This window comes from Tepidimonas sp. HKU78, from assembly GCF_049860815.1.
GTDB lineage: Bacteria > Pseudomonadota > Gammaproteobacteria > Burkholderiales > Burkholderiaceae_C > Tepidimonas.
Genome location: NZ_CP187547.1, coordinates 503262 through 518007, shown reverse-complemented (window position 1 = coordinate 518007; position 14746 = coordinate 503262). Strand labels below are relative to the sequence as shown.

The 14746-nt window shown below is 67.0% G+C and carries 11 protein-coding genes and 5 pseudogenes; 8 read left to right on the top strand and 8 right to left on the bottom strand.

The features are described 5' to 3' along the window. Positions 1-59: 59 nt before the first annotated feature. Positions 60-668, bottom strand: a complete 609-nt coding sequence (locus tag ACPYIS_RS02600; protein ID WP_424895134.1) for a twin-arginine translocation signal domain-containing protein — start codon at positions 666-668, stop codon at positions 60-62. Between the two features lie 169 nt (positions 669-837). Beyond that, on the bottom strand, positions 838-2133 hold the full coding sequence (locus ACPYIS_RS02595; protein ID WP_425973843.1) for an ISL3 family transposase: 1296 nt from the start codon (positions 2131-2133) through the stop codon (positions 838-840). Positions 2134-2268: 135 nt separating this feature from the next. On the opposite strand from ACPYIS_RS02595, the pseudogene ACPYIS_RS02590 reads away from it, so the two are divergent. Together ACPYIS_RS02590 and ACPYIS_RS02585 are read left to right on the top strand one after the other, a co-directional pair. Beyond that, positions 2269-2763: pseudogene (locus tag ACPYIS_RS02590) on the top strand (transposase); the annotation flags it as partial. 166 nt (positions 2764-2929) lie between these two features. Further along, on the top strand, positions 2930-3076 hold the full coding sequence (locus ACPYIS_RS02585; RefSeq protein ID WP_143969939.1) for a DUF2058 family protein: 147 nt from the start codon (positions 2930-2932) through the stop codon (positions 3074-3076). Between the two features lie 52 nt (positions 3077-3128). Here the strand turns inward: ACPYIS_RS02585 and ACPYIS_RS02580 are convergent, their stop codons facing one another. After that, a complete protein-coding gene (locus ACPYIS_RS02580) occupies positions 3129-3404 on the bottom strand; it encodes a Rho-binding antiterminator (RefSeq protein WP_143969938.1) in 276 nt (91 codons plus the stop codon). Positions 3405-3443: 39 nt separating this feature from the next. On the opposite strand from ACPYIS_RS02580, the pseudogene ACPYIS_RS02575 reads away from it, so the two are divergent. Next, positions 3444-3887: pseudogene (locus tag ACPYIS_RS02575) on the top strand (transposase); the annotation flags it as partial. A 262-nt stretch (positions 3888-4149) separates the two neighbouring features. Here the strand turns inward: ACPYIS_RS02575 and msrB are convergent. From msrB to ACPYIS_RS02560, 3 genes are all read right to left on the bottom strand, one after another. Then, on the bottom strand, positions 4150-4593 hold the full coding sequence (msrB, locus tag ACPYIS_RS02570; protein WP_143969928.1) for a peptide-methionine (R)-S-oxide reductase MsrB: 444 nt from the start codon (positions 4591-4593) through the stop codon (positions 4150-4152). Next, a complete protein-coding gene (msrA, locus tag ACPYIS_RS02565) occupies positions 4590-5231 on the bottom strand; it encodes a peptide-methionine (S)-S-oxide reductase MsrA (RefSeq protein ID WP_143969927.1) in 642 nt (213 codons plus the stop codon). The genes msrB and msrA overlap by 4 nt, the downstream gene beginning before the upstream one ends. A 175-nt stretch (positions 5232-5406) precedes the next feature. Continuing rightward, positions 5407-6396 carry a WS/DGAT domain-containing protein gene (locus ACPYIS_RS02560; protein WP_424859299.1) on the bottom strand — a complete coding sequence of 330 codons (990 nt, stop codon included), beginning with the start codon at positions 6394-6396 and terminating at the stop codon, positions 5407-5409. 105 nt (positions 6397-6501) lie between these two features. Here ACPYIS_RS02560 and ACPYIS_RS02555 point away from each other — a divergent pair. After that, positions 6502-6834 (top strand): annotated as a pseudogene (locus ACPYIS_RS02555) (transposase family protein); the annotation flags it as partial. A 41-nt stretch (positions 6835-6875) separates the two neighbouring features. On the opposite strand, the pseudogene ACPYIS_RS02550 reads toward ACPYIS_RS02555, so the two are convergent. Both ACPYIS_RS02550 and ACPYIS_RS02545 read right to left on the bottom strand, forming a co-directional pair. Then, positions 6876-7835, bottom strand: a pseudogene (locus tag ACPYIS_RS02550) (ISL3 family transposase); the annotation flags it as partial. Between the two features lie 340 nt (positions 7836-8175). Then, complete coding sequence (locus ACPYIS_RS02545; RefSeq protein WP_425973841.1) at positions 8176-9252, bottom strand: IS5 family transposase; 1077 nt, start codon at positions 9250-9252, stop codon at positions 8176-8178. 195 nt (positions 9253-9447) lie between these two features. Here ACPYIS_RS02545 and ACPYIS_RS02540 point away from each other — a divergent pair, with 195 nt between their 5' ends. The 4 genes and pseudogenes from ACPYIS_RS02540 to cls all read left to right on the top strand — a co-directional run bounded on the left by ACPYIS_RS02540 (position 9448) and on the right by cls (position 14725). After that, positions 9448-9729, top strand: coding sequence for a helix-turn-helix domain-containing protein (locus tag ACPYIS_RS02540; RefSeq protein ID WP_425973839.1), 282 nt, complete (start codon positions 9448-9450; stop codon positions 9727-9729). A 35-nt stretch (positions 9730-9764) separates the two neighbouring features. Further along, complete coding sequence (locus tag ACPYIS_RS02535) at positions 9765-10334, top strand: Hsp20/alpha crystallin family protein (RefSeq protein ID WP_425973837.1); 570 nt, start codon at positions 9765-9767, stop codon at positions 10332-10334. A gap of 93 nt (positions 10335-10427) precedes the next feature. Beyond that, positions 10428-13277: pseudogene (clpK, locus tag ACPYIS_RS02530) on the top strand (heat shock survival AAA family ATPase ClpK). Between the two features lie 17 nt (positions 13278-13294). Then, positions 13295-14725: a cardiolipin synthase gene (gene cls, locus ACPYIS_RS02525; protein ID WP_425973836.1), complete on the top strand. Its 1431-nt coding sequence runs from the start codon at positions 13295-13297 to the stop codon at positions 14723-14725. The last annotated feature ends 21 nt before the right edge of the window (positions 14726-14746 follow it).

Below are 14746 nucleotides of genomic sequence, written 5' to 3'. Positions count from 1 at the left end.
TCGCTGAGGGGCACGCTTTATCAATATGTGAGTGCGAAATGCCGGAAGATGGGCTGCGTTCAGCCCAGATAGGGCGCTGGGCTGGCCTCGGCGGGGGGCGCGGGCAGCCACTTCAGGTCCTGGAAGCCGCGCAGGAGATAGCCACCTTTTTCCCAGGCCGAGCCTTCGTAGCCGAAGACCGCGAAAGCCATCTCGTTGTCGTAAAGGGAGGTGACGCATTGGCCGCGCACCGTATTGAAAAAGTCCTGCCCCTCCATGGCCTTCACCGCTTCAAGGCGGCGCTGCTTGCTGGCCTTGAGGAAGCTGCCACCTGCCAGGTGGTCCAGGTTCTGAATGCCGGCCTGGAGCATCTTCGCCATTTCCGGATCGGCCGCGGCACGGCCGTCGAGGTCCTTGACCAGCAGCGCGTACACCGCGTCGGGAAGCTTGGCGTGCGGGAACAGCACCCGGCCCATCTGCAGCAGGGTGTTGCCCTCGACCTGGCTCAGTTGCTTGAGCTCCAGCGCCCAGGCGGTGGAGGGTGCCAGCAGCGCGAGCGTGCTGCCAGCGGCCAGCGTCCCCATCAGCACGCCCGAGCCTTTGAGCAGGCTGCGGCGGGTCAGGGGCAGCTGCGTGGCCGGCGTGGAAGATTCGTGCGCCTGCTTTTGAGAAATTGGGATGAATCGCATGGTGTCGTCTCCGGTATGTTTAGAGTTTCACCCGTGTAGAGAACTGGTTTGGTGGCACTTTCTCTACACGGGTGAAATTCTAAAAATCAGCCCCATGGGGTAGGTCATAACGGGATACCTACAGGGATTCCCCTAGGCTCCATGTCGTTTCGTGTGGAAAGCAACACCGTCACTGGGGCATCGCCGGCGCGAACGGACTGGCCGGCAGGTGCCTGAGCTTGGACATGCGCAGGTAGGCGATGGCGATGAAGTTCTGGCTCGTCCTGAAGCCGCGCGCGGCGCGCTTGGCCTGCTGCAGCAGCCCGTTCATCGCCTCGACGAAGGCGTTGCTGCGGTGATCGACCATGCCGCGCACCACCGCGTCGAACCGCTCCTTGAGCGTGGCGGCCAGCTTCTTGAACGGCTCGAGCCGGCAGCGCCGCGCCCAGCTCAGCCAGGCCCCGAGATCGGAAGCGGCCTGTTCGATGCTGTTGTGCGCTGTGGCCCGCGCGTACACCTCGCGCAGCGCCATCTTCAGCCGCCACGCCCGCGCGCTCTTGAGCGTCGAGCGCTGCAGCCAGTGCATCGCCTGGAGCTGGCGGGCGCTCCAGGTGCTGGGGTTGCGCCGCATGCCCCACAGCAGCTGCCTGAGCGTCTTGCGGCCGCCAGCGCCCAGCGCGGCTCGCACCGCCTGCGCGTCGGTGGCCATCTCCGCGCGGCGCACCTGGTCCATCGCCTCGATGGCCATCGAGACGACGTGAAAGCGGTCGTAGCTGATCTGCGCCTCGGGCAGCGCCAGCGCCACGCCCTTGGCGTAGGCTGCGCTCATGTCCATGCACACGTGCCGCACCTGGGCGGGATCACCGCCATGGGCCCTCAGATCCTCGGCGAACTCCATCACCGTGCGGTGCTCGCGCCCCTCGGTGGCGAACAGCAGCCGCTTGCGATCCAGGTCGTGCACGACGGTGATGTAGTGCTGCCCGCGCCGCAGGCTGGTCTCGTCGATGCCCACCGTGCGCACGCCGGCGAAGTCTTCCAGCGCACGCGCCTGCGCGACGTAGAACTCGATGCGCCGCCACAGCCGCTTGTCCTTGCAGCGCAGCAACTCGGCGGCCTGGCGCACCGGCAGGTCCAGGCACAAGGTCAGCGCCAGCGCTTCGAACGCCGCGGTGAAGCCCGAGCCCGGACGCGCCCAGGGCACGGCCACCTGCGTGGTCTTGCCGCAGGCACCGCAGGCCACGCGCGGCACGTCGCAGTGCAGCCAGGCCTCGAACTGGAAGAAGTCCAGGTGCCGCCAGGATCGGCGCAGCCGGTCGTGCACCGGTTGCGTGGCCGCACCGCATGCCGGGCAGGCGAGCCTGCTGGTGTGGCAGCCGATCTCGAAGTCGATACGCCGCTTGGTGGTGTCGAGCCTGACGTCATCGACGACCCACGGCGGCTGCAAGCCCAGCGCGCTGGTGAACAGAGCTTCTACGGCAATGCCCATGGACTCATCCTCCTGATCAAACACGCCTCGTGGACATGTGCACAGGCCGGCCAGCGGCCTGCACACATGCCCACCGGGCTCGACGACCAGGAGTCATTGTGACTGTTGTGTTCCACACGAAATGACGAAGGACCGCAGCGGCTGTCGATCTCACCGCAGGGTAGGGTGCGTTACCAGCTCAAGACGCCGTGGCGCAATGGGACCACGCATGTCGAATGGGATGCGGTGGACTTCATCGCCAAGCTGGCGGCACTGGTCCCGCCACCTCGCGCGCATCTCACCCGCTTCCACGGCGTATTCGCCCCGAATGCAAACCTGCGCGCGCAGCTGACGCCCTCGGGGCGCGGCAAGCGGCCTGCGAGCGATGCAGTGCCGGTGGACGTCAGCGCCCACGACGAACCGCGCAGCCCCGAGCAGAAGCGCCGTGCGATGAGCTGGGCGCAACGGCTCAAGCGGGTCTTTTCCATCGACGTCACCACCTGCGCCCACTGCGGCGGCGCGGTGCGGATCGTCGCCAGCATCGAAGACCCCAAGGCCATTCGCGCCATCCTCGCCCACTTCGAGAAACACGGCGCGCTGGAGCAAGCGCACTACCGGCCCGCAGCGCGCGCCCCGCCGCCCGCCGCGTGATGAGGCGCCGGCCACACAGCCGGCAGCCAAGCCAGAGTCCGATCCGATGCGGCCACGACCCCGCAGGGCTGCGCTCGGCCCTGTGCCGGGATTCGGTGAGAAATGGCTACGCACTGAGCCGCTGCGTGGCCCCGCGATGTCGAAAACCCACGCATGAACCCCCGATCTGTGCCCGATCTGTGCCCAAAGCGGCGCTTGCGCGGCCGCTTCCTACCCGCCAGACTCGCAAAAAAGGGCGGTTGAACTTCCTATACCCCCGGATGCCGATGATCCTTACGCCGCCTATCAGGTTCCTGACGACCTGATGTGGTAGGAAAGAACCGGGCATTGCCCGGTTTTTTGTCTGCGCCGGAGGGGCGGTTCTTTCAGGTTTTCGGGCGGTTGCCCAACAGTACCCGGCCGAAGCGCGCACCGGGTGTGAGCGGGGTAATGGCCAGCAGCAGATCCAGGCGCAGGGCCTGCTGGCCGCTTTCGCTTGCCACAAGCAGGAATTCCTCCTTGCTGGGGCGCGTCTCGGTGCTGATGGCATCGGCTTCGAGTCGCCCGCCGTCAACCAGTTCGAGCAGCAGTCGGTAACGGTACAGGCAGGCGATCTCCAGGTAGTCGTGCAGATGGCAGTCGATTGGTCGGTAGCTGTCCATGGGACTTTCCGGTGTGGGGTCTTCCAGTCAGTCTGGCGCAGCTGGCGCAATGGGACCACGCATGTCGAATGGGATGCGGTGGACTTCATCGCCAAGCTGGCGGCACTGGTCCCGCCACCTCGCGCGCATCTCACCCGCTTCCACGGCGTATTCGCCCCGAATGCAAACCTGCGCGCGCAGCTGACGCCCTCGGGGCGCGGCAAGCGGCCTGCGAGCGATGCAGTGCCGGTGGACGTCAGCGCCCACGACGAACCGCGCAGCCCCGAGCAGAAGCGCCGTGCGATGAGCTGGGCGCAACGGCTCAAGCGGGTCTTTTCCATCGACGTCACCACCTGCGCCCACTGCGGCGGCGCGGTGCGGATCGTCGCCAGCATCGAAGACCCCAAGGCCATTCGCGCCATCCTCGCCCACTTCGAGAAACACGGCGCGCTGGAGCAAGCGCACTACCGGCCCGCAGCGCGCGCCCCGCCGCCCGCCGCGTGATGAGGCGCCGGCCACACAGCCGGCAGCCAAGCCAGAGTCCGATCCAATGCGGCCACGACCCCGCAGGGCTGCGCTCGGCCCTGTGCCGGGATTCGGTGAGAAATGGCTACGCACTGAGCCGCTGCGTGGCCCCGCGATGTCGAAAACCCACGCATGAACCCCCGATCTGTGCCCGATCTGTGCCCAAAGCGGCGCTTGCGCGGCCGCTTCCTACCCGCCAGACTCGCAAAAAAGGGCGGTTGAACTTCCTATACCCCGAGGCCTACCCGCCCGCCGGCACGAAGGCCATCGCCGCGGAGTTGAGGCAGTAGCGCAGGCCGGTGGGTGGCGGGCCGTCGGGGAAGACGTGGCCGAGGTGGCCGTCGCAGCGGGCGCAGCGGATTTCGATACGGATCATGCCGTGGCTGCTGTCGCGGTATTCGGCGATGTGTTCGGGGTCGAAGGGCTGCGTGAAGCTGGGCCAGCCGGTGCCGGAGTCGAACTTGTCCTCGGCGCGGAACAACGGCAGGTGGCAGAGGCGGCAGTGGTAGGTGCCGGGCCCCTGGCCGTGCAGCAGACCGCCGCAGAAGGCGCGCTCGGTGCCATGGTCGAGCAGGATGCGGCGCGCCTCGGGGCTGAGAGCGGCAATCAGCCGCTCGCGGGTCTGCGGGTCCGGCGGGGTGAGGTCGTGGCCGCTGGCCGAGCGGCGCGGGGCATGAGCGCTCATGTGACGTCGCTCCTGTCGTTGCGCAAGCGGTCGCGGAAGTGGCGTTGCAGTTTTTCCACCTTCGGCGCGGCGACGTGGACGATGTAGGGCTGGGTCGGGTGACGCGCGGCGTAGTCCTGATGGTACGCCTCGGCCTCGTGGAATGCCTGCAGCGGTTCGAGGGTGGTGGCGATGGGCGCGTTGTATACGCCAGCCGCGTCCAGTTGCGCGATGTAGCTCTCGGCGACGCGGCGCTGTGCGTCGTCGGCGTAGAAGACTGCCGAGCGGTACTGCGAGCCGATGTCGTTGCCTTGTCGGTTGTGCTGGGTCGGGTCGTGGACGACGCCAAAGAACACCTTGAGTAGCTGACCGTAGCTGATGCGCGCGGGGTCGAAGCGGATCAGCACGGCCTCGGCGTGGCCGGTGCGGCCCGTGCAAACGGCGTCGTAGTTGGCGCTGTCGGCGCTGCCGCCGGCGTAGCCGGAGCGCACGTCGAGCACGCCGTCGAGGCGGCGGTAGACGGCCTCGACGCACCAGAAGCAGCCGCCGGCGAGCACGGCCTGCTGCGGCGTGGCGGTGGCCGGGATGTCGAGTGGCGGATCGGGGAGATGGTCGGGGGCGACGCGCAGTGCGCTGCCGGCAAGGTCGCAGTGGGTCATGGTCGTGGTCGGATCCTCGGGTCGGTGTGGGCTCCTCGGGGGCGCGGCATCGCCGGCGGAAGCGCTGCGCCGGGCCGGCGGCCCTGGATGGAGAAGATTTCCACGCCCCGGGTCCCGCAAGGATACCACAGCCGGGCGAAAGGGTGCGCGAAACCGCCCCGCCGTTCAGCCGCGGTCAGGCCGCGACGTCGTCGTCGAGCAGCGCCTCGGCATCGGGCGCGCCGACCGGATGCTGCCAGTCGGCCATCAGCGCCAGGTACAGCAGCTTTTCGAACTCGGGGCGGAAGCGGCCGATGACGGCGTCCGGGTCGGGCAGCAGGCGGGCGTCGCCGATCAGGCCGAAATGGACACGGCCGTTGTAACTGAGGATCGACAACCCCAGGCCGATCGAGCCGGTCTGCGGCACCCAGAACATCATTTCGCGGATCTCGCTGCCACCCAGGTACAGCGGCATCTGCGGACCGGGCACGTTGGTGGCGACGGCGGAGGCCTTGCGGCTGAACAGGTCCAGCGCCAGGGACTGCACACCGGCCGGCGCCATGCCCACGGCGGCCAGGGCGCCGAAGGTGGCGGCGGCCTGGCGGCCCTTCTTGAGCCGGCGCATGCTGGCGGCCACGCGCTCGAGCCGGCGCACCGGATTGGCCTCGCCCACCGGCAGTTCGAGGAAGACCAGGCCGAAGTGGTTGCCGAGCTTCTTCGCATGCTCGAGCGGCCGCAGGTTCACCGGCACGGTGGCGCGCAGGGTGAGGCCGTCCACGGCTTCGCCACGGTCGATGAGATAGCCGCGCAGCGCACCGGCCGCGGAGGCAAGCAGCACGTCGTTGACGGTGCAGCCGCAAGCCCGGCCGACGGCCTTCACCTCTTCCAGTGCGAGCGGCTCGGCCCAGGCCACGCGCTTGCTCACGCCCAGCCGGCCCTTGAGCACGGTCGGCGGATCGTCGGACAGGCTGAGCGCGCCGGCCAGCTCGCGCACGATCTCGCTGCCCTCGCGCGCCAGCACCATGCCGAGCGTGGGGTCGCGGTACATCTCTATGCCCTTTTCCAGCACCTTGCCGCCGAACTTGACGTAGCGGTCCAGCGCGCCGACGCGCTGGGCGACGCGGGCGTGGTCATCCTTGAGCCAGGCGCGGCGCAGGGGCTCTTCGTCATTTCGTGTGGAACCCAACAGTCACAATGACTCCTGGTCGTCGAGCCCGGTGGGCATGTGTGCAGGCCGCTGGCCGGCCTGTGCACATGTCCACGAGGCGTGTTTGATCAGGAGGATGAGTCCATGGGCATTGCCGTAGAAGCTCTATTCACCAGCGCGCTGGGCTTGCAGCCGCCGTGGGTCGTCGATGACGTCAGGCTCGACACGGCCAAGCGGCGTATCGACTTCGAGATCGGCTGCCACACCAGCAGGCTCGCCTGCCCGGCATGCGGTGCGGCCACGCAACCGGTGCACGACCGGCTGCGCCGATCCTGGCGGCACCTGGACTTCTTCCAGTTCGAGGCCTGGCTGCATTGCGACGTGCCGCGCGTGGCCTGCGGTGCCTGCGGCAAGACCACGCAGGTGGCCGTGCCCTGGGCGCGCCCGGGCTCGGGCTTCACCGCGGCGTTCGAAGCGCTGGCGCTGACCTTGTGCCTGGACCTGCCGGTGCGCCAGGCCGCCGAGTTCAGCCGCCACGCCCGCGCGCTCTTGAGCGTCGAGCGCTGCAGCCAGTGCATGGCATCGAGCTGGCGGGCGCTCCAGCTGCTGGGGTTGCGCCGCATGCCCCACAGCAGCTGCCTGAGCGTCTTGCGGCCGCCAGCGCCCAGCGCGGCTCGCACCGCCTGCGCGTCGGTGGCCATCTCCGCGCGGCGCACCTGGTCCATCGCCTCGATGGCCATCGAGACGACGTGAAAGCGGTCGTAGCTGATCTGCGCCTCGGGCAGCGCCAGCGCCACGCCCTTGGCGTAGGCTGCGCTCATGTCCATGCACACGTGCCGCACCTGGGCGGGATCACCGCCATGGGCCCTCAGATCCTCGGCGAACTCCATCACCGTGCGGTGCTCGCGCCCCTCGGTGGCGAACAGCAGCCGCTTGCGATCCAGGTCGTGCACGACGGTGATGTAGTGCTGCCCGCGCCGCAGGCTGGTCTCGTCGATGCCCACCGTGCGCACGCCGGCGAAGTCTTCCAGCGCACGCGCCTGCGCGACGTAGAACTCGATGCGCCGCCACAGCCGCTTGTCCTTGCAGCGCAGCAACTCGGCGGCCTGGCGCACCGGCAGGTCCAGGCACAAGGTCAGCGCCAGCGCTTCGAACGCCGCGGTGAAGCCCGAGCCCGGACGCGCCCAGGGCACGGCCACCTGCGTGGTCTTGCCGCAGGCACCGCAGGCCACGCGCGGCACGTCGCAGTGCAGCCAGGCCTCGAACTGGAAGAAGTCCAGGTGCCGCCAGGATCGGCGCAGCCGGTCGTGCACCGGTTGCGTGGCCGCACCGCATGCCGGGCAGGCGAGCCTGCTGGTGTGGCAGCCGATCTCGAAGTCGATACGCCGCTTGGTGGTGTCGAGCCTGACGTCATCGACGACCCACGGCGGCTGCAAGCCCAGCGCGCTGGTGAACAGAGCTTCTACGGCAATGCCCATGGACTCATCCTCCTGATCAAACACGCCTCGTGGACATGTGCACAGGCCGGCCAGCGGCCTGCACACATGCCCACCGGGCTCGACGACCAGGAGTCATTGTGACTGTTGGGTTCCACACGAAATGACGAAGAGCCATCAGGTCACGCTGCAGGATGGGGGTCACACAGCCCTACGGGCACTTCGCATAACCCCATTTCCGAAGGCTGAACCGGCATGAGGGCGCTCGCGTCGTTCAGTTCGGGGTTCTCGGTGCCGCTCAGGCCCCGTCATCGCAGCCTTGGCGGGCACCCGAGGCCCTGCAAAACGGCGTTTGCAGGCTGCAGCGGGCGCACCTCTCCCTTCATCGCGCACACCCGCACGGGTCATGGCGCACCAGCCAGACCAGCCGCTTGGCGTTGTACGCCGCGCACTTCAGCAGGATCGCCAGTTCGTTTCTCGCCAGCGTCATCGCCCGCACGCACTTGCCGCCCAACTGCTCGAGGCCGGCGAACACATGTTCGCCTCTGGCGCGGACGCGGTTGATCGCCTTGTTGCGCGCGTCCAGTCGCACGCGCCGCTCCTGCCCGGGCTTGGCACGCCGCGCGATGCCGTCGCGCAGCCCGTGGGCCTGCAGCAACTGGCGGTTGGTCTGCGCGTCGTAGCCTCGGTCGGCCAGCAGCCGCGCGCCGGTGTTGGCGCGGTCCAGCACCTCCTTGAGCGTCTGGCCGTCATCGACATTGGCCGGCGTGACCTTGACCCGGCGGATCAGCTTGTAGCGCGCGTCCGCGTTGGCGTGCACCTTGTAGCCGTAGAAGCTCTTGCCGTGCTTCTTGGTCCAGCGCGCGTCGCGGTCGGTGTGCTGCAGCCGCTTGGCATTCCAGCCCTCGGGCCTGCGGCCTTCGTTGAGCGCTTCGCGCTCGTCCTTGTTCGCCTGGGTGAGCGGTGCCTGCACGATGCTGGCATCCACGATCTGCCCGCCGCGCGGGATGTAGCCGTGCTGCTGCAACTGCAGGCTCACCGCCTCGAAGATGGCGCGCCCGCCCAGTCCCCCTTGGGCCAAGCGCTGCTTGAAACTCCACAGCGTGCGCGCATCGGGGATGTGCAGTGCTGCGTCCAGGCGGCAGAAGTGCGGCAAGCTCATGCGGTCCAGCACCTGGTACTCGCAGTCCTCGTCGCTGAGGTTGTACAGCGACTGGATGAACAGCAGCCGCACCATCACCTCGGTGGGGTACGGCGGGCGCCCGCCTTTGCTACGGTCAGCGCGAGGGCAGGCGGTGTCGACCCGGGCGGCAATGGCCGCGAAGTCGATCAGTTCGTCCATTGCTGCCAGGTTGGCGATGAAGCCGCCGAGCTTGGCTTGGCGCTGGTCCTGCACGAACAGGTCAGCGCCAGGCTGGTGACGCCAGAAAGACGAGGGCTTGATGCGCGGGGTGATCATGGGCGACATCATGCCGGCTCACTGGCGACAACGGTTAGGGAGGTTTCGAGAAGTGCCCTTGAGTCACATCAATCGGCCAGCAGGTCGCTGGATGTTGACTCTTGACTTTCGGCATGTTTAGGCGCAATATCTTGCAAAGTCTTGCAAGAACTTCCTCGAGCGAGGCCGCGTGACGACGGAACTTGTGGGGGTGGTATGACAGCGCGCCAGCAGGCGATCTTCACACTCGACGAGTTGGCTGCCTACTTAAAGGTCGGCAAGCGGACGCTCTACCGGCTCGCCGCGCACGGGGAGATTCCGGCCTTCAAGGTGGGCGGGACGTGGCGGTTTCGTCAAAGTGAAATCGATCGATGGATCAATGATCAGATCCAAGCAGGCAGAATGAAGGAGGGGATACGCACAGATGAGCAGCCAAAGTCAGCGGAACACTCCGTGTCGCCTGGGCGTGCTGTCCGTCGCCGCAGGCAAGCGGAGTGAGCGAGAGTCTTCAATTTTTCTTCTGGAGGTGTGACATGGACATTGATTTCAAGAAGTTGGCTCCCTGGAACTGGTTCAAGAAGGAGCAGGAAGAACAACAGAGCACTGCCTCTCTGCCCGTGCAGCGCAATGACCTGCCGGTGGCAGGCGGTCCCGTCAGTCCCATCCTGCAATTGCATCGCGAGATCGACCGCCTCTTTGATGATGCGTTTCGAGGCTTCGGCTTTCCGGCGCTGGCCATGCCGCGGTGGCCGTCGGACTGGCCGGGCCTGCTGAAGCCGGCACTTGACATCCAGGAAACCGACAAGCAGTACAAGATCGCCCTGGAACTGCCCGGCGTCGAGGAAAAAGACATCCAGATCACGCTCGACAACGACGTGCTGCTGGTGCGCGGTGAAAAGCGTCAGGAGCAGGAAACGAAAGACGGTGGTTTCCACCGGGTGGAGCGCTCCTACGGCAGCTTTCAGCGCATTCTGAACCTGCCGGCCGATGCCAACCAGGACACGATCAAGGCCGCTTTCAAGAACGGCGTGCTCACGATCACGATGGACAAGCGCGAGGCCAGTGCGCCCAAGCAGGGGCGCTCGATCCCGATCAACGGCTGACGCGGAGCAGCGCGTTTTTCTCAAAAACCACAAAGAGATGAGGCACCGTGATCGGCGGTGCCTCGCCCAGTTAACCCTCTCAGGAGCATCAGCATGGCCAGAAAACAATGCCAAGTCTGCGGCCAGCCCGCCACAGTGCGGGTGGAAACCAATCTCAATGGTCGCCACAGCACCATGCTGTTGTGTGACGGTCACTATCGCCAACTGGTGCGCCAGCAAAAGCGCACCGTCTCACCGCTGGAAGCCTTGTTCGGCTTGCGCAGCGGGCTGTTCGAAGACTTCCTTGGCAGCGACTTCTTCCGCATCGGTGACGACGCACCGTCCATGGCGGCCGATACCGACGAGGTCGTCGATGCCTCGTTCGGCGAACCCGCCCCGGCCGGTACGGGCACCGCGCGCCGTCGCGGCAGTGGGCTCGCCAGCCGTATCAGCGAACAGTCCGAGGCCCTATTGCAGGAGGCCGCCCGACACGCTGCAGAGTTCGGGCGCGCCGAAGTCGATACCGAACACCTGCTGCTGGCGCTATCCGACAGCGACGTGGTCAAGACCATCCTGGGGCAGTTCAAGATCAAGGTCGATGACCTCAAGCGCCAGATCGAATCCGAAGCCAAGCGCGGCGACAAGCCGTTCGAGGGCGAGATCGGCGTGTCGCCCCGGGTCAAGGACGCGCTCAGCCGCGCTTTCGTGGCCTCCAACGAGCTGAGCCATTCCTACGTCGGGCCGGAGCATTTCCTGGTTGGCCTGGCCGAGGAAGGCGAAGGCTTGGCGGCCAACCTGCTGCGCCGTTACGGCCTCACGCCGCAAGCGCTGCGCCAGCAGGTAAGCAAGGTGGTCGGCAAGGGGGCCGAGGATGGCCGCGCCGAGACGCCGACCAATACGCCGGAACTCGACAAGTATTCGCGCGACCTCACCAAGATGGCGCGCGAGGGCAAGCTCGATCCGGTCATCGGCCGCGCGCAGGAGATCGAGACGACCATCGAAGTGCTGGCCCGGCGCAAGAAGAACAACCCGGTGCTGATCGGCGAGCCCGGCGTCGGCAAGACCGCCATCGTCGAAGGGCTGGCGCAGCGCATGGTGGCCGGCGAAGTGCCTTAGACGCTGCGCGACAAGCGCCTGGTGGAACTCAACATCAATGCCATGGTGGCCGGCGCCAAGTACCGCGGCGAGTTCGAGGAGCGCGTGCAGAAGGTGCTCAAGGAAGTGACCGAGCACCAGGGTGAGCTGATTCTCTTCATCGACGAGGTGCACACCATCGTCGGTGCCGGCCAGGGTGGCGGCGAAGGCGGGCTGGACGTGGCCAACGTGTTCAAGCCGATGATGGCGCGCGGCGAACTGAACCTGATCGGCGCCACCACGCTCAACGAGTATCAGAAGTACATCGAGAAGGACGCCGCGCTGGAGCGTCGCTTCCAGCCGGTGATGGTGCCCGAGCCGACCGTGGCGCAGACCATTATGATCCTGCGCGGCCTGCGCGACACCTTCGAGGCGCACCACAAGGTCAGCATCACCGAGGATGCGATCATCGCCGCCGCCGAGTTGTCGGACCGCTACATCACCGCGCGCTTTTTGCCTGACAAGGCCATCGACCTGCTCGACCAGGCGGCCGCACGCGTGAAGCTGTCGGCCACGGCCCGCCCGGTGGCGGTGCAAGAGCTGGAGTCCGAACTGCACCAGCTGCGGCGTGAGCAGGACTATGTGGCCTCGCGCAAGCAGTACGACAAGGCCGCCGAGCTGGGCAAGCGCATCGAGGCCAAGGAGGCCGAACTCAAGAAGCTCGTCGAGGAATGGGAACGCGAGCGCGCCTCCGGCAGCGCCGAGGTCAAGGCAGAGCATGTTGCGCAGATCGTCTCGCGCCTGACCGGCATTCCGGTCAACGAGCTGACGGTGGAAGAACGCGAGAAGCTGCTGCATCTGGAGCAGCGGCTGCACGAGCGCGTGGTGGGCCAGGACGAAGCGGTGCGCGCGGTGGCCGATGCCGTGCGTCTGGCGCGCGCGGGCCTGCGCGAAGGCAGCAAGCCGGTGGCGACTTTTCTGTTCCTCGGGCCGACCGGCGTGGGCAAGACCGAGCTCGCCAAGGCGCTGGCCGAGTCCATCTATGGCGATGAAGGTGCGCTGCTGCGCATCGACATGTCCGAGTACGGGGAACGCCATACCGTGGCACGCCTGGTGGGCGCGCCTCCGGGTTATGTGGGCTATGACGAGGGCGGCCAGCTCACCGAGAAGGTGCGTCGCAAGCCCTACAGCGTATTGCTGCTGGACGAGATCGAGAAGGCTCACCCCGACGTCTACAACATCCTGCTGCAGGTGTTCGACGACGGGCGGCTCACCGACGGCAAGGGCCGGGTGGTGGATTTCACCAATACCATCATCATCGCCACCTCGAACTTGGGCTCGGACATCATCCAGCGTCGGCTGAAGGCCCGTGGCGCCGCCGGCGAGGAGTACGAAAAGACCAAGGCCGAGGTGATGGACGTGCTGCGCGGACACTTCCGCCCCGAGTTCCTCAACCGCATCGACGAGATCATCGTCTTCCATGCGCTGGGCAAGGAGGAGATCCGCCATATCGTCGGCCTGCAGCTCGATCGTGTGGCCCGCAACGCCGCCAGTCAGGGCGTGACGTTGACCTTCGACCAGACCTTGATCGACCACTTCGCGGAGGAAGGCTACAAACCCGAGTTCGGCGCGCGCGAGCTCAAGCGGCTGATCCGCAGCGAGCTGGAAACCGCGCTGGCGCGCGAGATGCTGGGTGGCGGTATCGGCAAGGGCGATCACGTCAGCGCCCGCTGGGACGACAAGGCCGAACGGGTGGTCTTCGAGCGCCAGGAGCCACCCGCGAAGCCGGCCGAGCCTGAAAAGCCTGATGCCGCGAACGTGGCCGAGACGCCGCCGAGCGACGCGAGCAAGCCTGCGCGCAAGAAGAAGTCAGCGGGCGGCGAATCTTGAGTCATGGGGAGGCTGTTGTGTCCGACCCCAACGGGCTGACATGGGCAGCCGCCCTCGTGTCGCTTGCGGTCGCCATTTCGGCGGCAGGGCACGCGGTCATCTACAAGCGTGACCCGCGCTCGGCCACGCTGTGGGTGCTGCTGATCGCTCTGTTGCCGCTGGGCGGTTCGCTGTTGTACTTGCTGTTCGGTATTAACCGCTACCAGCGGCGCGCGCGGCGGCTCTTCCCGGGGGCAGATCCTGCTGTTCGGCAGGATCTCTCGCCCACGGTGCCCGAGGCTGTATCGCCACCGCTTGCCGGCCTGGCGCACCTGGTGGGACGCGCCACCGGCCAGTCGCTGACCGGCGGCAACCGCATCGAGCCGCTCGTCGATGGCGAGCAGGCCTACCCGGCCATGCTCGCTGCCATCGAGTCGGCGCGGCACAGCGTCGCGCTGGCTTCGTACATCTTCGACAGCCAAGGCATCGGGGCGCAGTTCGTCGATGCGCTGCGCCGGGCTCATGAGCGCGGCGTGCAAGTGCGGGTGCTGATCGACGACGTCTATGCCCGCTGGAGGCTCCGCAGCGCCTACCGCGCCTTGCAACGCGCCGGTGTTCCGGCGGCGGCGTTCAACCCGACGTTGATTCCCGCGCGCCTGCATGCCGCGCATCTGCGCAATCACCGCAAGCTGCTGGTGATCGATGGCGAGACGGGTTTCACCGGCGGCATGAACATCTTCAGCCCGTATTGGCGGCCCGATGCGCCGGAGCAGGCCTGTCACGATTTGCACTTTCGTCTGCGCGGGCCGGTGGTTGCGCATCTGATGCGGTGCTTCACCGACGATTGGTGCGATACCACGGGCGAGCGGCTCAGCAAGGGTTTCTGGGGCGAACCGCCCGCAACGGCTGATGAGCAAGGAACCTCTTGGGCGCGCGGCATCGAGGCCGGTCCCGATGAGGCCCTGGACAGGATGCGCTGGACCTTCATGGGCGCTTTGAGCGCGGCGAAGCATTCGGTGCGCATCTGGACACCTTACTTCGTGCCCGATCAGCCGATGATCGCAGCGCTGAGCACGGCCGCGTTGCGCGGCGTGCGCGTCGAGGTGCTGACGCCCGCAAACGGCGACCATCCCACGGTGCAATGGGCCGCGCGCGCCCACTACTGGCAGGTGCTGGAGCACGGTGTGCGCATCTTCGAACGGCCTGGCCCGTTCGACCACAGCAAGCTGATGCTGATAGACGGCCAGTGGTGCTGCCTGGGTTCGGCCAATTGGGATGCGCGCAGCCTGCGCCTCAACTTCGAGTTTAATGTGGAGGTGTACGACACCGCGCTGTCTACGCGGCTGGAATCCCTTTTTGATGCCGCCCGTGATGCGTCGGGCGAGATATCGGCGAAGGCGTTGCGCGCCCGCCCTCTGGCCATCCGCTTGCGCGACGGGGTGGCCCGTCTGTTCACCCCCATTCTCTAGCGACACGACTTGCGAGGAACA